Source organism: Ruegeria sp. HKCCD7181 (genome assembly GCF_057221055.1).
This window is the reverse complement of the sequence record NZ_JBWVBC010000014.1, coordinates 74,401-96,791: the sequence shown is the minus strand read 5'-3', so window position 1 is coordinate 96,791 and position 22,391 is coordinate 74,401. Positions and strand designations below refer to the sequence as shown.

Here is a 22,391-nt window from a genome sequence, read left to right as displayed (position 1 = left end):
GCGCTTCGAAATATCTGAAGGGACGCGCGCCTCCGTCGAGCAGTGGATGGAAGACAAACTCATGATCGGTTCAGAATACCTGTGGCCTGGGCGGTTTCATGAGCGCCCGCATATCTCTACCCGCCAGTACGCACGGATCGTATGTGATTGGGTGACGTCCATTGGGTTGGAGGCGAGCGCTTACGGCACACATTCAATGCGGAGAACTAAGGTCACCCAGATTTACAAGAAGACGGGCAATCTGCGCGTAATACAACTCTTGCTCAGCCATACTAAGATGAACAGCACAGTTCGGTATCTCGGCGTTGAGCTTGAGGGCGCCTTAACCGTAGCGGAAGCTATTGAAATCTAATGCCTCCGGGCTGCTTTCACGGGCGGCCCATTGCTGCCACTGGACGGCAAGCGTCATCGCCGCGGTGCGGCCCGTCAAAGGAGACATTCCCTACGGGCGCGAAACCTAAAATGGGCCCGCCTGCGTCTGAATTAGCGCAATAAAGTCGACATTTAGTACAGGCTTGTGAATGTCGATTCGATTTACTCAGTCTGAAACGATCATCAGCTGGGTCTGTCCCGCGGTCCAAAAGACACAACATGAATAGGGATCTTTCTAATCATCAGAACGATGAAGGAGTACATGCGCTAACAACTTTGCAAGGCGTGTCTCCAGCATTCCGAAACTTATGTGGCAGTATACTCGAGAAATAATATGCGTCTCCGGGGCCTAGCACCCTGGACTGGCCATCTACCGTCACTTCAAGACGGCCTTCAATCACAACCGCACATTCCTCCCCTTCGTGCGACAGTTCAGCTCGGCCCGAGTCAGCGCCGACATCGTACTCCTCAATCAGCATCTGCAGCTTTCGGTTTCTACGCTCTCCTGCAACCAACAAATAGGAAACACCGGGCGATCCCAAATCTCGCATGCTGCTTTGAGGGAAATAGAAGCTGTCCTCGTTCTTCAGCTCGAAGCTGAAAAAGAAGCCAAGATTGATATCAACGCCCGCGAGAATCTTCTTGAGCAACGCTACAGAAGGTTGGGTCGAACCGCTTTCAATTTGAGAAATTGTCCCGCTACCTACTCCAGCGCGCTTGGCCATCTCGCGCTGGCTGAGGCCCTTTGAGGTTCGAATCAATCTTAGTCGTCGAGCAGTTTCCAGGTCAGATGTCGAAGAGTCAGCCATCGCGATTTCCTGCTTTTGATCGAAAGCACTTTAGGCGGGCACAGTCTGTTTTTCAACAACTTACAGATTCCCATAAAGCCGGGTGTGCGGAGAGCGTGAACTCTGCAAGTATCTTACATCAAATAAAAATCTGCTTCACGAGGAATAGACGTGCTCGATCAACCCAACACAATGTCATCGTTTTGGATGCCGTTTTCGGCCAATCGTGATTTCCTTCGCGAACCCCGAATGATCCAGTCGGCCGAAGGGATGTACTACGCCAGTTCCGATGGCCGTAAGGTCATGGATGGTACCGCTGGGCTATGGTGCGTCAACGCAGGTCACCGTGATCCGCTGATCGTTGAAGCGGTACAGAAACAGGTGCACGAGCTGGATTACGCCCCGAACTTCCAGTTCTCCCACCCTCAGGCGTTTGAGTTGTCGGCAAAGCTGACCGCGATGATGCCTGAGGGAATGAACCACGCTTTCTTCACCAACTCAGGATCCGAGTCCGTTGATACGGCGCTCAAGATAGCGCTGCATTACCACCGGATGCGCGGCGATGGAGCGCGCACCCGCCTGATCGGGCGCGAGCGCGGGTATCATGGCACAGGGTTTGGTGGCATCTCGGTTGGCGGTATCGTCAAGAATCGCATGCATTTCGGCACGCTTCTGACCGGCGTTGATCACCTGCGTCACACACATGATCTGGAGAAAAACGCATTCTCACGCGGTTGCCCGGAATACGGTGCGGAACTGGCGGATGATCTGGAACGACTGGTTGCGCTTCACGATGCGTCGACGATTGCAGCTGTGATCGTTGAGCCGATGGCCGGGTCTACAGGTGTTCTCCTGCCGCCAAAAGGATATCTGAAGCGGCTACGAGAAATCTGCGACCGCCATGGCATTCTGCTGATTTTCGACGAGGTCATCACCGCCTTTGGTCGTTTGGGGGCCGCGACTGCATCGGAGTATTTCGATGTGAAGCCCGACATCATCACCACCGCCAAAGGCCTGACCAACGGCGTTATTCCGATGGGTGCCGTGATCGTTTCTGACAAAATCTATGCATCGGCTATGGAAAACGCCGATGCGCCGATTGAACTGTTCCATGGCTACACCTATTCCGCCAACCCGGTATCTTGTGCCGCAGCGCTGGCGACTCTGGAAAGCTACAAACAGAATGATTTGTTCCGCCGCGCCGCGCTGCTTTCTCAGCCTTGGGAAGATCAGCTTCACAGCCTCAAAGGCCTGCCGAATGTCATTGATATTCGCAATCTGGGCCTTGTCGGAGCTATCGAACTCGCGCCACGTGACGGCGCTCCGGGCGCGCGGGGCTATGACGCCATGAAGCGCGCCTGGGACGCTGGAATCATGATCCGTGTCACTGGCGACATCATTGCCCTGTCGCCACCGCTGATCATCTCTGAACCTGAAATAGCGACGCTCTGTCAAACGCTTGGAGAGGTATTGGCTGACCTGCCATGACCTCTGACCACTAACCCCAAAAAGGACTGACATCATGAAAGATGCATCCCCGATCGCGTTGATCGGCCACTACATTAATGGCCAAATCACTGCTCCTTCCGGTGAGAATACTCAGCCGGTTTTCAATCCCGCAACCGGCGCTCAAACCGGTGAGGTGTCGCTGGCGACTGTACAGACAGTTGACGATGCGGTTGCTGCCGCCAAAGCAGCATTTCCCAAGTGGTCGAACACGCCTCCGATCCGCCGCGCACGTCTGATGAACAACTTCCTGGCCTTGGTGCGCGAACATAAGGACGAGTTGGCCCGCGCCATCACGGTCGAGCACGGCAAGGTGTTCACCGACGCCCAAGGCGAGGTTGAGCGCGGTATTGATATCATCGAGTTTGCCTGCGGCATTCCGCAACTCCTCAAGGGCGATTACACGGAGCAGGTCTCCACCGGTATGGACAACTGGACCACGCGTCAGGCGTTGGGTGTTGTCGCCGGGATCACTCCCTTCAACTTCCCGGTCATGGTGCCGATGTGGATGTTCCCGATCGCCATCGCCGCAGGCAATACCTTTATCCTGAAGCCGTCGCCGACCGATCCGTCAGCCGCCCTGCTGTACGCGGATCTGATGCAGAAGGCCGGATTCCCAGACGGTGTGTTCAACGTCGTTCAGGGTGACAAGGTCGCCGTGGATGCGCTGTTGGAGAACGACGACGTCAAAGCCATTTCCTTCGTCGGCTCGACGCCGATTGCCAACTACATCTACGAAGTCGGTGCGCGGCACGGTAAGCGCGTTCAGGCGCTGGGTGGCGCAAAGAACCACATGCTGGTGATGCCCGACGCCGATATGAACAAGGCAGCCGACGCACTGATCGGCGCGGCCTATGGCTCGGCCGGAGAGCGCTGCATGGCGATCTCGGTTGCCCTGCTGGTCGGCGATGCCGCCGACAAGCTGATGCCGGTCCTGAAAGAACGCGCCGAAACCTTGAAGGTCAAAAACGGTCTTGAGCTGGACGCCGAGATGGGTCCGATTGTCACCGCCGTCGCGCGGGATCGGATCAAAGGGTATATCGACTCTGGCGTCGAAGAAGGTGCGGATCTGCTGGTCGATGGCCGCGACTATACCGTCGAAGGGCACGAGGAAGGCTATTTCCTTGGTGGCACCCTGTTCGACAACGTCACCCCCGACATGAAGATCTACAAGGAAGAGATCTTCGGCCCGGTTCTGTCCTGCGTCCGCGTCTCGAGTTTCGCGGAAGGCCTGCAACTGATCAACGACCACGAGTTCGGCAACGGCGTGTCACTGTTCACCCGCGACGGCAACGTTGCACGAGAGTTCGGCAAGCAGGTTCAGGTCGGCATGGTCGGCGTCAATGTTCCGATCCCGGTTCCGATGGCCTGGCATGGTTTTGGCGGCTGGAAGAAGAGCCTGTTCGGCGACATGCACGCCTACGGCGAAGAAGGCGTCCGTTTCTACACCAAGCAGAAATCCATCATGCAGCGCTGGCCTGAAAGCATCTCCGAAGGTGCCGAGTTCGTCATGCCAACGGCAAAATGATCATCCGATCCAAGGAGTGAAGAACATGTTCATTGGTGTTCCCAAGGAAATCAAGAACCATGAATATCGGGTCGGCCTGACCCCCGAAAGCGTTGCGGAACTGGTTTCACATGGCCACAACGTCATCGTTGAAACCAATGCCGGGTCTGGCATTGGCGCAGATGACGACGCCTATCGTGCGGCGGGTGCCGAGATTGCGGAAACTGCGGCCGATATCTTTGCCAATGCAGAGATGATCGTGAAGGTGAAGGAACCTCAGGCCGTTGAGCGCGCCATGCTGCGCGAAGGCCAGATCCTTTATACCTATTTGCATCTGGCTCCCGATCCAGAGCAGACCAAAGATCTGGTCAATTCGGGCGCGGTCTGCATCGCCTATGAGACCGTCACCGACGACAATGGCGGTCTGCCCCTGCTAAAACCGATGAGCCAGGTTGCCGGTCGCATGTCGATCCAGGCCGGGGCCAGCGCGTTGGAAAAGGCCAAAGGTGGTCTGGGCGTATTGCTGGGCGGCGTGCCTGGCGTCAAGCCGGGCAAAGTTGTGGTCATCGGCGGTGGCGTCGTTGGTTTCAACGCGGCTCAGATGGCTGTCGGCCTGCACGCGGACGTGACCATTCTGGACCGTAACCCTGCGGTTCTGGAGAAGCTGGAAAACCATTTCGAGGCCTCGGCCAAGGTTGTCTATTCGACCAAAGCTGCGCTGGAGGAAGAAGTCACCAATGCGGATCTGGTTGTTGGCGCGGTTCTGATCCCGGGCGCCGCTGCGCCCAAGCTGGTCTCGCGCGAGCTGATCTCGAAAATGAAACCCGGTGCGGTTGTCGTGGACGTGGCGATCGATCAGGGCGGCTGCTTTGAAACGTCCAAAGCCACCACTCACGCAGAGCCCACCTATGTTGTCGACGATGTTGTTCATTACTGCGTCGCCAACATGCCGGGCGCAGTCGCCCGAACGTCGACCTATGCACTGAACAACGTCACGCTGCCGCACGCTCTGGCTATTGCCAACAATGGGTGGCAGCAAGCGCTCGCAAACAATCGTCACCTGATGAACGGCCTGAACGTGGCTCACGGGAAGGTGACGTACAAGGCTGTGGCCGATGATCTTGGATACGAGTTCATCGCCCCGGAACTTTGCTGAATTGAAGCAAAGAAATGTCCCGCCGTGCGTAATGCGGCGGGACCCCCACCACTGAGGAGGAAACCTTTATGATTACGAAGATTAACCGCCGCGCTCTCGGCGCGATGGGTGGCGCGGCTTTGCTTGCTGCAACCACACTCTCAACGACCGCTGCAGCGGAAGACATGACACTGCGCTTTGCTGGCGTGTTCCCGATCGATCACCAAGGCACAAAAATGATGGAACAGGTCGCAGCGGATGTTGCAGCTGCGGATGTTGGACTGACGGTAGAAGTCTTTCCGGCAAACCAGTTGGGTTCTGGTGAAGCTCTGTTCGAAGATGTTGCACGCGGCAATATCGACCTGGCATCAGCGTTCATCTATGCCGACACCGATCCGCGCCTGGAATTCCTGTCAATGCCGTTCCTGCTAGGCGGCTGGGATGACATGGAAAGCACGCTTCTCAACATGGATTCCGAGTTCAACACCATCCTTCAGGAGATCACGGACGAATACGGCGTCCGCGTCATGGCGCAGAATCCTGAAGGGTTCATCGGCATCGTTTCGTCGCAAGAGCCCGAGAACTGGAATACTTTTGACGACAAAGGCATGAACATTCGCGTCTGGTCTTCCAGCGTCGTGAAGTCGATGGTCGAAGAACTGGGTTACCAGGCGACCACCATGGCATGGGGCGACATCTTCCCCGCACTTCAGGCCGGCATTGTCGATGGGGCAATCTGCTGCACCAAGACCGCGACCTACTCGATCTTCGCCAAGTCGGATGTTGGCACCCATTTTGTCGAGTACAACTCGATCTCGGAACTGACAACGTTCTATGCGTCGCAGCGGACACTCGACAAGTTGAACGACGAACAGCGTGCCGCGTTGCAGGCCGCAATGACCAAGGCGTCCGAGGACTTCTTTGCCTACAACCGTGAGAACGACGAAGTATTCGGTCAGAAACTGCTCGACAAAGGCTACACCATCCTGCGCCTGAGCGACGAAGAACAGGCTGCAATGGCCACTCATGTTCAAGAAACGGTTTGGCCCGCGATGGCGCAAAATGTCGGTCAGGACATCATTGACCGCCTGCTGGCCGCGAAAGAGCAACAATAAACACCAAGAGAAGGGCCAGCAAAGCAGTTGGCCCTTTTTTGGTCTTTGGCTCAACAAAGGGAGGGAGAAAGATGTCTGCTTCAGAAGCTGAGCATCTACTAATCGTAGAAAGCGCAGAGAAGAAGAGCTCGCAAAAAATCACCGACGAGTTGCCGGTTGTAATTGGGTATCCGTTGAAAGCAGTGGCCTTTGTCATGAGACAGATCGTCATGTTTGCCGGCTTTCTGATGGCCTTCACATTTGGGGCCGTTGTTGTCATCCGGTACGGATTTGGTGGCGATCTCTTCGCCTACGAAGAATGGCTTCTGGGCATCAGCATCATCGGTTTTTTTGCAGGCGCTGTTCTGGCCTCTGCCCGCAACCTGCATATCAACGCGGACATTCTGGGCATTGTGATCCAAAACCCTCGGTTGATCTGGTGGCGCGGCTTTGTCGTCCTGACCGTCGAGGTCCTGGTGATCCTGTTTCTCATGTATGCGTGCTACGTTTCGCTGCTTGATGACTTCTCATTCCCGCGACTGCGCGCAACGCCGGTGCTGCGCATTCCATTTGTGACCTGGCGGATTGCAATCATGATTGCCTTTGGCCTCATGGCAACGTTCACGGCGGCATATTTGTACGTGCATATCCGCAAAGGGCTTGGTCTTCCCTTGAGATCAGAAATGCAAAAAGGAGAAACCCAATGATCATCGGAGGAAGTCTCCTTATTGTCTGCTTTATGCTCCTGTTGGGCGTGAGCGTTTACGTGGCATTCGGATCGGTCTTGATTTTCATCGCAATTGTTGGAGATCAATCCATCACCGGCTACCTGCCGACCGGCTCTACTGGCATCCGTTCATTGGTGCTTTTGGCGATCCCGCTCTTCATGATCGCCGGCGGCATCATGGAAAAAGGTAAAATTGCCGCCCCTCTGGTCTCTCTGGCTGAAATGTTCATTGGCCATATCAAAGGTGGATTGAGCGCGGCAGGGGTACTGGCCTGCGGTGTGTTCGGCTCCATCTCCGGCAGTGCGAATGCGACGCTGACTTGTATTGGCGGCATCATGATGCCCCATCTGAAAAAGGCCAACTATCCGGGGGGGCAATCGGCTGCGCTGATTGTGGCCGCAAGCCCGCTGGGCCTGTTGATCCCGCCCAGTTCGTCGCACATCCTCTACGGTTGGGTCGCCCAACAGCACGTGCTGAAATGCTTCTTGTCCACGGTCATTCCCGCGATCATCCTGATCACGCTTCTGATTGTGGTCAATCAGTTCATGCTGCGGAAGTACCACGACATCAATCTGACAGAGCGTCCAAAGCCGTTTTTGCCGACATTTGGAGTACAGGCACGATTGGCCGGGCCTGCGTTGATGATGCCGCTTATCATTCTCGGTGGGATCTATGGCGGGATCATGACACCGACCGAGGCCGCCGGGATCGCCGTGGTCTACTCGATCCCGATCGCGATTTACTTCTATCGTGGACTGACGTGGAAAACGCTGGCTCAGACCATCCAGAACTCAGGCGTTACGATTGGCGTGGTCATGGTCATGATTTTCATGGTTCTGATCGTGTCGGATAACTTGATTTCGCAGGGCGCCCCCCAGCTGGCCAAGGATTTGGTCTATTCCGTGTCGGACAACCCAATTGTGATCCTGTTGATGATCAACGTCGTGATGATCCTGATCGGAATGCTGATGGACGACATCTCGGGTCTGCTTCTGGCTACACCAATCTTGCTGCCTATCGCTCAGAGCACTGGCATGGATCCGATCCATTTTGCGGCTGTGATTGGCGTGAACCTGGGGATGGCAAACATTACGCCTCCGACAGCGCCGCTGCTCTATCTTGGCGCTCAGGTCTGCGATGAGCCGGTTTCGCGCATGCTGTGGCCGACTTTGATCTTCATAGTGTTTGCCTGGCTTCCGACGCTGATGCTGACGACTTTTGTCCCAGAGTTGGCTCTCTTCCTGCCTGATCTCCTGCTCAGCCGGTAGTGGCAAGAAAGCGCAAAAGCTCAAGACGAAATAGCACGCACCCCAACCTTACGGCTGGGGTGCCTGAGCGCCCTCCTAAAGATGAAGTGGGAGAGGCCAGTTCGCAGAAGAAAACTGAAAACCTAAATACGGAGGTTTAAAATGTACAAAAATATTCTAGTCGCGCTGTCTCTGGAGCATGGCATCAGTGAACACGCGCTTGCGGCGGCACATGCCCTTGTATCCGAAGGTGGAAAAATCACTGCCGCGCATATCCATGAGCCCCCAAATAGACAGATAATGTACTATATGGATGAAGGGATCGCAGAAAAATCGCTCCAAAAAGCAAAGGCGCGCTTGGCCGAGCGCCTAACAAGTGAGACCGACGTGTCGTCTATCCTGCTCGAGAGCCAATCGGCAGGTCGCGCAATCACCGAATACGCCAACAAACATGGCATCGACTGTATCGTCCTCGCTTCACATAAACCTGGGATGAAAGAGTTCTTTTTGGGTTCCACGGCTGCTCTCGTTGTTCGCCATGCTCAGTGTTCGGTGCATGTACTACGTCTGTGACGCTGGCACCCGCAACATGTTAGCAACTTTGCCCTGTGAAATCTGCGGTGATAAGCACGTCTCACGGCGACCTAGGTCTAATTTTGGCGTACCTTAAAGAGTTTCACTTTGCGGCATTTGAGAGGTAGGGCTCACAGCCGACCTCGGCGGCAACGCGGCATCCTGTGATATCCTCTTTCGTCAACGTCGGGTTGTCGTTGTGGGCGGGCATGGCGGATCGGAGGATCAGTTATGGAAACACCAAACTTACTTGCCATTCGCGCTTCGCCCAGCTTGGAATAAGGGACGCATCGTCGGTCAGAAACGGCTGTTAAAACCCAAACACGTCTGGGCAATTCGAGTAAGATTAGAGCTCGCAGAAAACCATCGCGACCTCGCTCTCTTCAATATGGCCGTCGACAGTAAGTTGCGCGGCTGTGACTTGGTGAAGATGAAAGTCATTGACATCATGGCTTCTGGTCAGATCAAAGAGCGGGCTTCGGTGCTGCAAAGCAAAACTCAGAAACCGGTCCGCTTCGAGATTTCTGAAGGAACTCGGAGCTCAGTCGAGAGGTGGATGGAAGACGAGCTCCTGGTCGGGTCTGAGTACCTTTGGCGAGGGCGTTTTCATGAGCGCTTACACATTTCAACGCGCCAGTATGCTCGGATCGTACGTGATTGGGTCACGTCTATAGGTTTGGAAGCAAGCGATTATGGCACACATTCAATGCGGCGGACCAAGGTCACCCAAGTTTACAAAAAGACGAGCAATCTGCGCGCGGTGCAGCTCTTACTCGAGCACACAAAGATGGACAGTACCGTTCGGTATCTCGGTGTTGAGCTTGAGGATGCACTTGCCATAGCAGAGGCAATTGAAATCTGAATACTACGGGCCGCTTTCGTTGGCGGCCCATTGCGGTCATCCGTAGGAGAGATTCGATGCCGCGGTGCGGCCCGTCAGAGGAGACATTCGCCGCGTGTGCAAAATCCCAGAAGCGACGAGTTTATAGTTCGCGGACCTTGCCGACATTCGCTGGGCCTGCAATCTGTTGGGCAAGGCAAGAGAGGCCACCAAGCAGACCTTCGCTGCTAGCGCATCACTAGGCCTCAGTGACGGCGGCAAAGCACCGGAAGCGGACTTTATTAATCAGAGATGCAGTGTTTTGGAGCCATGGACGTAGCTATGCGGACTAAGCGAACCTAGACTTCCACCTTTGCTCGTATACGTGCGACACCTGCTCCACGGAGTGGAGATACTCTCCCGGAGCGTACTGCAGATCAATGCCAAAGAGGAATATTGCAGCTTCCCACAGGTCAGCTTTGTCTTTCTCTGGTTCAAACTCTAAGTCTCCTAAGTCGTTGGCGTTCATGACTGAACAGCCCCATCTGTCGGCATCTTCCAACGAACAACTGCCGCTGATCACACACTCATAGATTTCAGATATAGTTTTCCAGCTCAACAACATCGATTCTGTGCTCATATCGAATTTGCCTCGATCTTAGCGCCTTTGGCTGCGTCAGCTAGGGGCTCGATGCTGACATCGGAGAGAAACGCAGCACCTGTTGGTTAGAACCGCCTAGCTACGATGAGGACGGCCCATTCCGGACCTTCGCCCCACTGTCAAGATTCTGCGGTCGCAGCCCGCTTTCCCGACATTCGCCGCGAGTGCACGGTTTTGTCGTCAGCGAACTCAGATCGCGGACAAACCAGGCTAATGCGATTGGACAAGGCATGTCCGCTTAGCGCCTGGTCTCCGACCTTGGCGTCAGGATGTCTGAAAGCGCGCTTGACCTATACTTTGCGCTCATGTTTCCCAAGGAGGCTTTGCGCCAATCTCAGCGACCAGAAAGTCCATGAACACCCGCACTTTGGGGGACAGCACGTTGGACTTGGGATAGATCAGCCACAAGACATTGTCTTCACTGGCCTCAAAGTTTGGAAGAACCCGTATCAAACGGCCTGACTTCAGTTGGTCATGCACGCTCCATAGAGCGTTCAAGGAAATACCGGCTCCGGCTAGTGTGGCGCGGACCTGGCATTGACCGTCATCGATAATCAATTGACCTTTGGCTGATGCGGGATCGAAAATGGCGTTCTCGCCTGCCGGTCCTGTAAGTGGCCGCGGTTGGCGGTCTTGAAAAGCGATCAGATGGTGGTTTGTCAAATCGGCTGGTGTATCGGGAACACCGTGCGTGTCGAAGTAGTGTGGCGCGGCACAAAGAATACGCTGGTCATCAGCCAGTTTGCGGCCCTTCAGGCTGGTGTCGACAAGTGGCGCGTTCCTGAGTGCTAAATCATAGCTTCCTTCGATCAAGTCGAACTGCACATCCGACAGGCGCAGATCAAGGGTGAGGTCGGGGTGCTGTTCAAGGAACTTAGGCAAGATTGGCGCGATGTAGAGCTGTGCAAAACTGCTTGGCGCAGCGAAGCGCAACGTGCCCTTGATGGTTGTTCTCTGCTTGCCTAGAGCAGTAAGTGCGGCCTCTTCCTGCGCGATGATCTCGCGGGCGAAGGGCAGGAAATCGGCACCCTCGAGCGACAGCGACACTTTTCGCGTCGTGCGGTGCAGAAGTTCGGAACCCAGGCTCTGTTCCAACTTTGCGAGTTTTGCGCTGGAAACGGCTGGGGCCATGCCCAACGCGCGCCCCGCAGCACTGATGTTCAGCATTTCTGCCGCCTTTACAAACAATCGGAGCGCGTCTGTGTCGAGACCCATTATATTCAAAACCCGAATTATTAATCCGCAAGTTGGCAGTTTATCTGCAATTTCGTCAGCGTTAAATCCTTTTCATGGACGCAACAGAGCTTAGGCGGGAGGCGCAAATGACACGAACAGCCACAGTCAACTACCATGTTCACAAGCCCTATCGGCAAGCCTTTGAACTAGATGCAGGCGGGATTGCGGGAAACCTGATTTCCCCCGAGCTGGCACCGACATCTGTTGCGCTGGCTGACAACCGCGCGACGACTACTTCAGTTTCATTTGCGTCTGATGCCATTGAATTTACGCCACTGAAAACGCAGGTCCGAAACTTTGTAGGAGACGTCTGGCAACCAATATACGATGCGGAACTGACGGCGATGCTTGTGGAGAAGCTGGGTGCGCGAGAGGTTGTAGTTTTTGATCACACAGTTCGCATGGACGACCCCGATGCGACGCGCGCACCCGCGCGCAATGTCCACAGTGACTACAGCAAGGGCGGAGCCGAACAGCGCCTCACCGATCTGCTGGGAGCCGAGGCCGCAGCGAAATGGGCGCAAGGTCACTATGCTTTTGTTAATGTGTGGCGGCCTGTGGATCACCCTATCAATTCAGCGCCACTTGGCTTTGTACGCCCGTCATCGGTTGACCCCTCTGACTGGATTCTACTGGACCTGATCTATCCCGACCGCAAGGGACAAATCATGGGGTTGGTGGGAAATCCCGACCATAAGTGGGTCTATCAGTCCAAAATGACGCCGGGTGAGGTGGCGATCTTCAATATCTATGACAATCAGGGACTACCGTCGATTGCGCACAGCGCGCTCGATATGGTCGAGGATCCAAACGTCACTACCATTCGCAAAAGCATCGAGAGCCGCACTTTGGTGCGTTATTAAAGGGGGCCTGAGACATGTTGGATGAAATGCAGCCTACTGATTTTGCCCAAATCAATTTGGCCTACAACCGGGTGTTTCGCCCTGGGCGGCTGAGCGTTGGCCTTGTGTTGCCGCTCGAAGCATACGCAGTCGGTACAGAGCCGACGCTGCGTGGTCATCTGGAAGCGGCTCGGAGAGCAGAAGATCTCGGGTTTGCAGCACTATGGCTGCGCGACGTACCCTTCAATGTTCCAAGCTTCGGTGACCCCGGGCAAGTTTTCGATCCATTTGTCTATCTGGGCGCACTGGCAACGGCGACGGATCGGATTGCGCTTGGAACATCGAGTGTGATCCTGCCATTGCGTCACCCCGCACATGTCGCCAAGGCCGCATCGACCGCAGATGTGCTCTCGGGTGGGCGGCTACTGTTGGGCGTTGCTTCCGGTGACCGTCCCGAGGAGTACCCGGCGATGAACCAGAGCTATGATGACCGTGGGGCACGTTTCCGCGATAGCTTGGAATACATCCGCGCTGTTGGATCTGACTATCCTACGCATGAAAGCGGGCATGGCACGCTGTCTGGCGGAATTGACCTATTGCCAAAGCCGCACGGTACCCGTCTACCGATGCTCATTACCGGCGGTAGCCAGCAAACACCCGATTGGGTGGCGCAGAACGGAGACGGTTGGATGACCTATCCGCGCAATGCAGCAGCTCAGGGGCAGGTCATCGCGGACTACCGGAGGCGTGTGAAGGCAGCGGGCCAACCAGATAAGCCTGTCATGCAATCGCTTTATGTCGATGTCGTTGCCGATCCCGCCGCGCCGCCGCGCCCGATCCACCTTGGCTTTCAGTCTGGCACTGATTTTATTCGAAGCTATCTACGTGAAATAAAAACGCTCGGGGTCAATCACGTCGCACTGAACCTAAGGTTTAATCAAGCACACATCGACGAAACCCTCGAACAATTGGCAGAAACTTTGCTGCCTGACTTTTCCTAAAGGATCAAACCAATGACCAAGACTATTCTTATCACAGGATCAACCGACGGCATTGGCTTGCTCACGGCAAAAAAACTGGCAGCCGACGGCCACAAGGTGCTCTTGCATGGTCGAAGTGCGCCCAAACTGGAGGCTGCAACGGCCGCAGTCGGCGGTGATGTCGAGTCTTATGCTGCTGATCTGAGCGATCTGAATGCGGTGCAAGAACTGGCCGAAAGTGTACTGGCCAAACATGACAAACTGGATGTGTTGATCAACAACGCAGGTGTGCTGAAAGCCCCTCAAACCGTTCTTGCGAATGGGCAGGACATCCGCTTTGTCGTGAACACGCTTGCGCCATATCTGCTGACCGAATTGCTACTTCCCATCATTCCCGCTGACGGACGCGTCGTGAACCTTTCATCGGCGGCACAGGCCCCGGTAAACATCAAGGCCATGCAAGGCAATGTCCCGCTGGCTGATATGGAAGCCTACGCACAAAGCAAGCTGGCAATCACCATCTGGACCCGGGAATGGGCCAAATCGCTATCCGATGCGCCGGTCATGCTCGCTGTGAATCCGGGATCACTTTTGGCCTCAAAGATGGTGAAAGAAGGCTTTGGCTTAGCTGGGAACGACATGAACATAGGCGCTGATATCCTGATTGATGCGGCCCTGGGCGAGCGGTTCGCTGATGCTTCGGGAGCCTATTTTGACAATGACAGCGGGACGTTCTCAGATCCGCACGCGGCGGCTCTCGACAATGGCCACGCTGCCGGCGTCATGAACACCATAAGAGGTTTGATTAACCAGACCAACTGACCCGCGCGGCGCTAAAGCGCCACGCACTTCCACCTTTAACACTCCCTTACCCCTCGCGCATGCCGCGTCGAGGCCCAAGAAAGGACTGCCTGATGAAATACGAGAACTTTCAATCCTTTGACGTAGCCGTTGGAAACGGCATCGCCACAGTGACTTTCAACTTTGGCTCCGTGAACGTGCAAGGTCAGGAAATGCTGGCCGACCTCAACAGTCTGGCCATGCGGCTGGAACGCGATCGCGACACCAAGGTGGTGATCTTTCAATCCGCCAACCCGGAAATCTGGGTCTGCCACTACGACACCGAACTGCTGAAGGACATGTCGACTGAGGCGGTATCCCGTGAGGAGGCGCAGCTTTTAGATCTGCAGTCGGTTTGCGAGCGGATCAGCAAGGTGCCGCAGGCCACCATAGCAAAACTGGAAGGGTTTACACGCGGTGGCGGGCATGAGTTGGCCTTGGCGCTCGATATGCGGTTTGCCGCGCGGGGAAAGTACAAGTTCATGCAGATGGAGGTCGGAATGGGCATCCTGCCCTGCGGTGGCGGCGCCTCGCGCATGGCGCGTCAGACCGGCCTTGGCAAAGCGCTTGAAATCATTCTGAGCGCACAAGACTATGACGCAGATGATGCAGAGCGTTTGGGTACCATCAACAAGGCTTTGGAGCCGGATGAAATTGGCCCGTATGTGACCGCGCTGGCCGAGCGGATAGCACAATTTCCGGCAGAGTCGATCAATGCTTGTAAGCAGATGGTCTATGAATCCATCGACAAACCCATTGATGAGGCGCTGAAGGCCGAAGCCTATTGGCTTTATCAGGCCACTAGCAAGACCCCGGCTGTCAAACGTTTCGCCATCGCGGATGAACAGCGCCTGGAACACGACATCGAAAACCAGCGCAAATGGGGCGACCTGGTGATGCAAGTTCAGAACATAAACTGACCCGCGCTCCAACACCATGATCTCGTCAGGCATGCGCTATTGCGATGTGCGCCTGACACTTCGTCAAAAAAAGGAATACCCCAATGAAAGCAATGGTTCTAAAGTCTTACGGCCCCGACACGCCGTTCGAGCTTGCCGAAATGCCCGACCCGGTCGCAACATCAGGACATGTGGTCGTCAAAGTAGCCGCGACCAGTGTCAATACCGTCGACACTATGATCCGAAGCATGGGCGCAGACTTGCCCCTGTCCCCCACATTGCCCGCTGTGCTTGGCATGGACTTTGCCGGTACGGTCGTCGCAATTGGCGAAGGTGTAACCGATTTTGCTATAGGCGATGAGGTATACGGCTGCGCCGGCGGATTGATGAACCTGCCGGGTGCTCTGGCAGAGTACATCAAGGCGGACGCCCGTCTGATTGCACGCAAACCCAAGACGCTGAGCATGCCAGAAGCCGCAGCGCTGCCTCTCGTCGGCATCACCGCCTACGAAGGGCTGACCCGCGCCGGTGTTGGCGAAGGGCAGACCGTGCTGGTGCAAGGCGGTGCTGGTGGCGTTGGTCATATTGCCATCCAAATCGCCCGTCACTTTGGAGCCAAAGTGTCAGCAACAGGGCGCGGTGCAGATCAGATGGCCATGATCGAGAGCCTCGGGGCGCGTCCACTGGATTTCACAACGCAAAAGGTCCAGGACTATGTGGCTGAGCATACCGGTGGTGTAGGCTTCGACGTGGTTTTCGACAGCGTAGGTGGGCCGAACATGACGAACTCGTTCGAAGCCACCAAGCTCAATGGCCATGTCGCCTCAACGGTCGCGATGGTCGAGATTGATTTGACGCCTGTGCATTTCAAAGGTCTGTCTCTGCACGTCGTCTTCATGTTGATCCCGATGATGCACAATGTCGGACGGCAAAGCCATGGTGACATCCTGAGGATACTGGCCGACATTGTAGATGCGGGCGGGCTTAAACCAATTGTTGACGAGCAAAGGTTTGGTTGGGCCGATGTCAGCGCAGCTCATGCTCACCTGACGAATGGACCTGCGGTCGGAAAAGTCGTTTTGGAGCTGTGATAAGAATCGGCTGGGATTGGTGCGCGCATAATGACCATGCGCACCAACTCAGTTTGAGCTGAAATTGATGCCGTCTATCAGTGCTTAGCTGACTTTCGTGCTAATTGCAGCATAGGTTACTTTGGGCTCGGAGTGGACCTTCGCCAAAACTGGCTGAGCGTCTGCCTTGCGGACAAACCCGTCTTTCACATTCTTGGCGCCAACTTCCGCTTCGCGTACGTTCGCTGCTGCGGCAAGAAACACTGTGAATGCGTGCCCGCAAGTAAATCTATCGCAATCAACGGCATCACGGAGTTGACACTGTTTTGCCAAGTTGGTGCCAGAATACGCCTCTTTGGTGCAGCAAGCATTGGAGTTAGCGAGCCTAAGCTGAGCATCATATGACACTAAAACCTTACATAGACACCGACAGTATGACGCTCATCATCAGCGTTCAAAACGATGGTTCCGTCGAGCAATTGACCAAAGACCTCAACGATGCGCTGACACTCTTCAAGGAGAGCCTAAGCGACAGCGACCTTTACTACTGCACCATTGATGTCTCCGGCAAATGGCGACCTGGCGACGCCGAGCTCAATCCTTGGGAAGATCAATTCCGCTCCGCATGGCAAAAACTTGTCGATATGCCAATCATGCGCAAACCACTTGCAGATTGGCTTGGGCGCGTCGTTGCACTTATCAGAGAGAACCAAGACACACAGATCAGTTGCATCAGCGAGCACGACGAGACGCAATTCGGCGAGGTACCGGCCTCCCTCCTTGCCTTAGCAGACAAGCGCTTTGTGCCGTTATATACTGAATTCTTGAAGGCTTGGGATTTGGATCATGCCGTTACGCAGTTTGATGTGGTAGAAATGTTGATCGAAGTGCACGGCAAAAACGCTGAAACCAACTCGCTTGAAGCCGTTCTAGCAGACTGGATGTAATCAAGTCTGAGAGGGTCACTTTGCTAGAGGACCTTCATGCCTGCGGCAGAAAACAAGCATTTAGTCGATAGGGAAGCTTCAGGCGCTCATAGCGGACATGCGTTAATCCCGCAGCATCGGTAAGTTTGGGCTCAGAGCGGTCATCTGACATATTCAGTAGGACATTGCCCCGGTTCTAACAGCCCAAAGCCTGCTGTGCGGACAAAGCCGACGTCAATACGGTTGCCTGTATGTTAAGTCAGTTGGTGCGTCGCTATTGTTTTTATTCCCTTGCAAGGCGAACAAACCCATTCGGCTGTTCCATCAATCGGATGATCGGCACTCTGTAAGTCGTGGTACGACACGATTCTTTGTTCGCGGCAGAAAGGACACGTTACGAGCGCAAAGAAATCAGGAACATGAGTGACTTTCGGCGGGACAGGATTGCAAACCATAGAGCCCACGTTTGAAGCGATAGTGTGCCCGATCTTCTTCAAAAAACGGTTTCCGGCATTTCTTGTTTCGATACAGTCTAAATTCTAGCGCGAACCATCTGCCAGTTGCAGACACCGCAGTGACCCCTTGGGGTCTTGTCAGAGACTCAGAGTCTACAAGCAAGCATCCTACGCCCCGAGCCAAGCCGTCAGCCGCGGTCGCTCGCGCACCAGCCCGTCTTGGTCGAAATGGTGGATAACAAAGAGAGCCCAAGTGTCCTTAAAGGCCATCTCGATCTCGCCCTTGACTTGGGTCGTGCCAAGGCCCAGTTCCGCATAAGTGAACTCGATACTACCGGCCTTGCGTGCGAGCGCGATGTCGAAAGTCTCGCCAGTGAACTCGTTGATATGCGGGTACCCCCGGCTGGTCAGTATGCCCGGAATCTCGGCTTTGGCCGTTCGGGCATCAAGATTCTTTTCCAGATGGATCGGCAGGAACTGCGTCTCGCAGAATTCCGAACATGTCGAGGCGAAAACGGCGAAGACGTTGCTCAGCGGTGCGCAGCTTTCGCCGTGCAGGATTGTCTCCAATGCCGCCCTCTGTGCAGGAGTGGCGCGTTCGTCGATGACAATCAGCGCCTTTCCGTTACCCTCAGCAATCTCGCCCGGCCACTTGTAGATCGCAGACCAGCGGAGCCCTTCCAGCGGCGTGTCGTTGAAGTGCCCCCCGACAATCTCGCCAACATAGGCGGACTCGCATGTCCCATAGGTCGTCGGCAAGTTGAACTGGCAACCGCAGTTGATAGCGCAGTTGCAATTGTCATAGGTCTCGCTTTTGAAAAGCCATTTGTCGGTCATCGGTCTCTCCCCCTTGTTACCGATCCGGATGTTCCGCGAGTATAGCACATCGAGGAGGTTCTCACCGACCACGGCGGGGGCAAGCTAATTTAACTGAAGCAGAACGGCAGGTATGGGCTCATTGCCGCCATCAGATACGGTGCAGCAACTTCTCGATCTTCGATTGGGCCGGCAACAGGTCCCGGCCCATAGCTGTCATTCTTCGCACTGGTTATTGCCGCGGCTCAGCTTTACAACACCGGCCATTCGCCGCGGCTGTGCGAACGAGATGGCCGTGAACTCACGCAGTGCGGTACAAAAACTGCCGTTCCTAACTCCGAATGCAATGGATGCGCTCAGTCCGTTTCGTCAATTCGCGGAACTGGCTGCTTAAGCACAGATGCAGTCGCTGATAAAAAGCGTCGCGTTCAAAACTTTGCATCAAAGTTATCGCCAACCGGCCACCGAACCATTCATGCATCGAGGAAATCCCTGATTAGAGTTTCACATCGTCTCCAAACGGGGTCACTGGCCAACAGGTGATGGTTCGCGGTTTCCAGAGTAACAAATTCGGCTCCTCTAATACCGGCAGCTAGCTCCAATCCCTGACCATAGGGGGCCGCTGTGTCATTGCGGGCATGAATTACCAAAGTGGGTGCCGTAACTTTTGGAAGAAGTGGACGGATATCTTCATCCGCCATCGCTTTCATCATGATTTCAGCGTTTTCTTTGGAAATAATTCGGCGCTGCATTTCCGAGAACAATTGCTGAAGATCCGGAGGGGCGTCAGGTATGTACATGTTCGTAAACATCTGACGGATTGCAATATTTTCCTTGTCCCACCAGTGCTTGATCATATCAAGTGCCGCATGCCTGTAGGCAAGGCCACTAGGATCGTCGCGTAACTTCCATCCTTGAGCATATCCCCCAATCAGGATCAGTTTATCCACGCGATCAGGGTATCGTGCTGCATAGGCGACGCTTCGAATGGAACCCTGAGATAAGCCAATCAGGGAAAACTGGTCGAGATTTGCCGCATCGACAACGGCTTCGAAGTCCTCCAACTGCCTCTCAAGCGAGTGATCGCTAACATTCCAATCTGAAAGCCCATTGCCACGCGCATCATATCGAACAAATGAATTGCCGCGTGATAGCAACTGGAACAAGTGCCGCCAGATAGGGCTGTCCCAATCAAATTCCAGGTGGCTCAGCCAGTTGGCTGCCTTGACCAGCGGTGGGCCGCAGCCCGCTGTAGCATACGCGATGCGTGTACCGTCGAAACTGTGACAAAATTGAATCTTCTGACTTGTCTGAGTACCGGGCTGTTCGTTTCGAGTTATCGTCTCACCGGTAGCTTCGCACACTTCGTTATAGGCAAAACGAAAACCGCGCCCGTGAAAGGTGCGAATAAACCGTTGCTCGTTTCCACTGTCTCCCAGGGCCCGACGCGCGGCGCTGATACCGCTGGATATCGCTGCATCTGACACAATGCGCCCGTTCCAGACATAGGCAACAAGCTCATCCCGCGTAACGACATGATCCCGGTTTTCAACAAGATAGATTAGGATTTCCAGAACCTTAGGCTCTATGGATACCGGCGTGCCGCGCACCCGCAATTCAAGCCCGGCGGTATCAAGCGTGAATTCTTCGAAGCTGTAGTTCATGCATAAACCCTAGCTTCATCGGTCTATTTTGTCATCTGATCCGGGGTTTTAAACCGGGGTGCTCAGGTTCGGTTACTCAAAAAGTCATCAATAAGCTGAGCAGCGCGCGGCCATTCATCGTCTGTTTCGGGAAGGATATGGTTGGCACTCTCCAGAGACACAAACCGCGCGCCCGATATACCGGCTGCCAACTCCTGACCTTGCTCATACGGCGCTGCAAGATCGCCTACCGCGTGAATGACCAAAGTTGGCGCCTTAACCCGTTCCAGCAAGCCAGAGATATCGTTATCACAGTCGGAGAACATCATCGCCGCGGCACTCTCTGCCGATGCGGTTTTGCGCTGAAGGTCTGAAAACCAGCGTTGGCTTTCCCACGGAGCATCGGGCATGTAGATACCCGTGAACAGGTCCCTCAGCGCGGTAGTGTCCTTGCCCCACCATAGCGGCAGCGCCTCATGTGCCGACTTACGCAGAACAAAGCCTTCTGTATCACCCCGCGCGCGCCAGCCTTTGACGTAACCGCCAATCAGGATCAGCCGATCCACCTTGTCCGGATATTTGGCGGCAAAGGCCACAGCGGATGTGCACCCCTGACACAGTCCAATCAGTGAATATCGATCGCCGCCCGCCGCTTCGGCGACCGCCTCTAGGTCTTCCACCTGCCGGTCAAAGGAATGGTCGGCGACATCGCGGTCGGACAAGCCATTACCACGGGAGTCGTAACGAACGAGGCGACGGTTTTGCGTCAGTGCAGTGTAGAAATGTCGCCAGACAGGGCTTTCCCAATCGTGCTCAAGATGCGTCAGCCAGTTTGACGCCTTGACCAGAGTCGATCCATCGCCGGCTTCAGCATAGGCAATGCGCGTACCATCGTTACTGCGGCACATCCTTATCTCTTGCGGCGGTACAGCCTCACGTTCGCGTGCCTCACCCGGAACCTGCGTGACCGGAGCGACAAACCGAACCCCGCGACCGCGTACGGTTTTCAGGAATTTTTGCCCCTGCCCGTCATCCCCAAGCGCGCGACGCGCCGCAGAAAGCGCGCTCGACACCGCCGCGTCCGAGATAGCCCGACCCTCCCATATCTCGGCGACCAACTCGTCTTTGGAAACGACCCGATCATTGTTTGCAATCAGGTAAGACAGCAGATCAAAAACCTTCGGCTCGACCGGAACCGCCTCGCCATCGGCGGACAATTCCCGTGTCGCTGTGTCTGCGATGAAGTGGTCAAACACATGTTTCATACGGCCACAGTACCGCGAAGGCCCGCGTCTGTCAGGCCGTCAAACCCCGCATTTCCTTTATCTCGGCGGTTTCTCCAAGAAATCCCCAAGAAATCCCAAGCTCCCCCTCAAGCTTCGCAACCGGCACGTCTGTAAGTCTGTGGTTACAGGGCGATGAGGCCCAAACCAAATTGGAGAACAAGATGAACATGACAACACAAATGCCCGCCGCCAACAACGGCGTGAACGTCGAGGCACTGATGAGCGCACGCGAAGCGCTTACAGAGATGCCTGCAGCGGCAGAGTTCACATGGCGTGCGGAATGCGAATGGCTGAACGGGGTCCATAGCCGATCATCCGTCAAGGGGTTCTTTGGCCTTGGTGAAGAACACGAACACGCCGAGACTTTTACCTTTGACGCCGACCACCCGGCCTGTTTTGCCGCCGAAGACAAGGGCGCTACCCCGGTCGAAATCGTTCTGTCCGCCCTGGCAAGCTGCCTGTGCGCAGGTGTGGCGTCCGTTGCCCAGAACAGGGATATCCAACTGCGATCAGTGGTCGCAAAGGTGGAGGGCGACATGAGCCTCTACGGCATTCTCGGCATAGACCCTGAGGTGCGCAACGGGTTCAAAGGCATCCGAGTGGCCTTCGATATCGATGCTGATGCGACAATGGATGAGATCGCTGCGGTCGTGGCGCAAAGCCAGAAGCGATCCGCCGTGTTCGACATCATCACAAATCCAGGAAACGTGCGCGTATCTGTCACCTGACACGTGTGCCCGCACATACTCAAAAGGAATTTTAAAATGAAAACGATCGCCGCATTGAAAACCCTCTTTGCTGCATTCAGCGGCACCCAGTCCAGCTCGCCCATGGCCTACAGCCCTGCAAGTGTACTGTGTGACCGAATGCTGAACGATATCGGGCAACACCAGTTCCGCGAACTGCGCGAAGCCACAACAACGCTAAGTCATCGCGACGGTCGTTTCCCTCTTTAAGGCCCTCAAGC

22 protein-coding genes are annotated in these 22,391 nt (G+C 55.2%); 17 read left to right on the top strand and 5 right to left on the bottom strand.

What is annotated here, in order from left to right; genetic code table 11:
- Nucleotides 1-352, top strand: a 352-nt coding sequence (locus AC2TCY_RS21130; RefSeq protein ID WP_480850493.1) for a tyrosine-type recombinase/integrase, incomplete at its 5' end; no start/stop codon positions are given.
- 262 nt (nucleotides 353-614) lie between these two features.
- Here the strand turns inward: AC2TCY_RS21130 and AC2TCY_RS21125 are convergent.
- Nucleotides 615-1,181: a cupin domain-containing protein gene (locus tag AC2TCY_RS21125; protein WP_480850491.1), complete on the bottom strand. Its 567-nt coding sequence runs from the start codon at nucleotides 1,179-1,181 to the stop codon at nucleotides 615-617.
- A gap of 171 nt (nucleotides 1,182-1,352) precedes the next feature.
- On the opposite strand from AC2TCY_RS21125, the gene aptA reads away from it, so the two are divergent.
- From aptA to AC2TCY_RS21085, 8 genes are all read left to right on the top strand, one after another.
- Nucleotides 1,353-2,648, top strand: coding sequence for an omega-aminotransferase AptA (aptA, locus tag AC2TCY_RS21120; protein ID WP_480850499.1), 1,296 nt, complete (start codon nucleotides 1,353-1,355; stop codon nucleotides 2,646-2,648).
- Nucleotides 2,649-2,682: 34 nt separating this feature from the next.
- A complete protein-coding gene (locus AC2TCY_RS21115; protein ID WP_480850489.1) occupies nucleotides 2,683-4,194 on the top strand; it encodes a CoA-acylating methylmalonate-semialdehyde dehydrogenase in 1,512 nt (503 codons plus the stop codon).
- A gap of 25 nt (nucleotides 4,195-4,219) precedes the next feature.
- On the top strand, nucleotides 4,220-5,329 hold the full coding sequence (ald, locus tag AC2TCY_RS21110; protein WP_480850487.1) for an alanine dehydrogenase: 1,110 nt from the start codon (nucleotides 4,220-4,222) through the stop codon (nucleotides 5,327-5,329).
- 104 nt (nucleotides 5,330-5,433) lie between these two features.
- Nucleotides 5,434-6,423, top strand: coding sequence for a TRAP transporter substrate-binding protein DctP (gene dctP, locus AC2TCY_RS21105; RefSeq protein ID WP_480850497.1), 990 nt, complete (start codon nucleotides 5,434-5,436; stop codon nucleotides 6,421-6,423).
- A 71-nt stretch (nucleotides 6,424-6,494) separates the two neighbouring features.
- A complete protein-coding gene (locus AC2TCY_RS21100) occupies nucleotides 6,495-7,109 on the top strand; it encodes a TRAP transporter small permease (protein ID WP_480850485.1) in 615 nt (204 codons plus the stop codon).
- Nucleotides 7,106-8,398, top strand: a complete 1,293-nt coding sequence (locus AC2TCY_RS21095; RefSeq protein WP_170327520.1) for a TRAP transporter large permease — start codon at nucleotides 7,106-7,108, stop codon at nucleotides 8,396-8,398. The genes AC2TCY_RS21100 and AC2TCY_RS21095 overlap by 4 nt, the downstream gene beginning before the upstream one ends.
- A gap of 141 nt (nucleotides 8,399-8,539) precedes the next feature.
- Nucleotides 8,540-8,950 carry a universal stress protein gene (locus AC2TCY_RS21090; RefSeq protein ID WP_171176310.1) on the top strand — a complete coding sequence of 137 codons (411 nt, stop codon included), beginning with the start codon at nucleotides 8,540-8,542 and terminating at the stop codon, nucleotides 8,948-8,950.
- A gap of 199 nt (nucleotides 8,951-9,149) precedes the next feature.
- Entirely contained in the window at nucleotides 9,150-9,812 is a 663-nt protein-coding gene (locus AC2TCY_RS21085) for a tyrosine-type recombinase/integrase (protein ID WP_480850482.1), read from the top strand.
- A gap of 922 nt (nucleotides 9,813-10,734) precedes the next feature.
- Here AC2TCY_RS21085 and AC2TCY_RS21080 read toward each other — a convergent pair.
- Nucleotides 10,735-11,646 carry a LysR family transcriptional regulator gene (locus AC2TCY_RS21080; RefSeq protein WP_480850480.1) on the bottom strand — a complete coding sequence of 304 codons (912 nt, stop codon included), beginning with the start codon at nucleotides 11,644-11,646 and terminating at the stop codon, nucleotides 10,735-10,737.
- A gap of 107 nt (nucleotides 11,647-11,753) precedes the next feature.
- On the opposite strand from AC2TCY_RS21080, the gene AC2TCY_RS21075 reads away from it, so the two are divergent.
- From AC2TCY_RS21075 to AC2TCY_RS21050, 6 genes are all read left to right on the top strand, one after another.
- Nucleotides 11,754-12,530, top strand: coding sequence for a CmcJ/NvfI family oxidoreductase (locus AC2TCY_RS21075; protein ID WP_480850478.1), 777 nt, complete (start codon nucleotides 11,754-11,756; stop codon nucleotides 12,528-12,530).
- A 14-nt stretch (nucleotides 12,531-12,544) separates the two neighbouring features.
- Nucleotides 12,545-13,510, top strand: a complete 966-nt coding sequence (locus AC2TCY_RS21070; RefSeq protein ID WP_480850476.1) for an LLM class oxidoreductase — start codon at nucleotides 12,545-12,547, stop codon at nucleotides 13,508-13,510.
- Between the two features lie 12 nt (nucleotides 13,511-13,522).
- Nucleotides 13,523-14,311, top strand: a complete 789-nt coding sequence (locus AC2TCY_RS21065; RefSeq protein WP_480850474.1) for an SDR family NAD(P)-dependent oxidoreductase — start codon at nucleotides 13,523-13,525, stop codon at nucleotides 14,309-14,311.
- A gap of 92 nt (nucleotides 14,312-14,403) precedes the next feature.
- Nucleotides 14,404-15,249 carry an enoyl-CoA hydratase/isomerase family protein gene (locus AC2TCY_RS21060; protein ID WP_480850472.1) on the top strand — a complete coding sequence of 282 codons (846 nt, stop codon included), beginning with the start codon at nucleotides 14,404-14,406 and terminating at the stop codon, nucleotides 15,247-15,249.
- A gap of 83 nt (nucleotides 15,250-15,332) precedes the next feature.
- A complete protein-coding gene (locus AC2TCY_RS21055; RefSeq protein WP_480850470.1) occupies nucleotides 15,333-16,319 on the top strand; it encodes a zinc-dependent alcohol dehydrogenase family protein in 987 nt (328 codons plus the stop codon).
- A 380-nt stretch (nucleotides 16,320-16,699) separates the two neighbouring features.
- Nucleotides 16,700-17,245 carry a hypothetical protein gene (locus AC2TCY_RS21050; protein WP_480850468.1) on the top strand — a complete coding sequence of 182 codons (546 nt, stop codon included), beginning with the start codon at nucleotides 16,700-16,702 and terminating at the stop codon, nucleotides 17,243-17,245.
- Between the two features lie 602 nt (nucleotides 17,246-17,847).
- Here the strand turns inward: AC2TCY_RS21050 and AC2TCY_RS21045 are convergent.
- From AC2TCY_RS21045 to AC2TCY_RS21035, 3 genes are all read right to left on the bottom strand, one after another.
- Nucleotides 17,848-18,516, bottom strand: coding sequence for a DUF1326 domain-containing protein (locus AC2TCY_RS21045; protein ID WP_480850466.1), 669 nt, complete (start codon nucleotides 18,514-18,516; stop codon nucleotides 17,848-17,850).
- Nucleotides 18,517-18,968: 452 nt separating this feature from the next.
- A complete protein-coding gene (locus tag AC2TCY_RS21040) occupies nucleotides 18,969-20,159 on the bottom strand; it encodes an alpha/beta hydrolase (protein ID WP_480850464.1) in 1,191 nt (396 codons plus the stop codon).
- A gap of 62 nt (nucleotides 20,160-20,221) precedes the next feature.
- Entirely contained in the window at nucleotides 20,222-21,403 is a 1,182-nt protein-coding gene (locus AC2TCY_RS21035) for an alpha/beta hydrolase (RefSeq protein ID WP_480850462.1), read from the bottom strand.
- 182 nt (nucleotides 21,404-21,585) lie between these two features.
- On the opposite strand from AC2TCY_RS21035, the gene AC2TCY_RS21030 reads away from it, so the two are divergent.
- Both AC2TCY_RS21030 and AC2TCY_RS21025 read left to right on the top strand, forming a co-directional pair.
- Nucleotides 21,586-22,152, top strand: coding sequence for an OsmC family protein (locus AC2TCY_RS21030; RefSeq protein ID WP_480850461.1), 567 nt, complete (start codon nucleotides 21,586-21,588; stop codon nucleotides 22,150-22,152).
- Between the two features lie 36 nt (nucleotides 22,153-22,188).
- Entirely contained in the window at nucleotides 22,189-22,380 is a 192-nt protein-coding gene (locus AC2TCY_RS21025) for a hypothetical protein (RefSeq protein WP_480850459.1), read from the top strand.
- Nucleotides 22,381-22,391 lie beyond the last annotated feature (11 nt).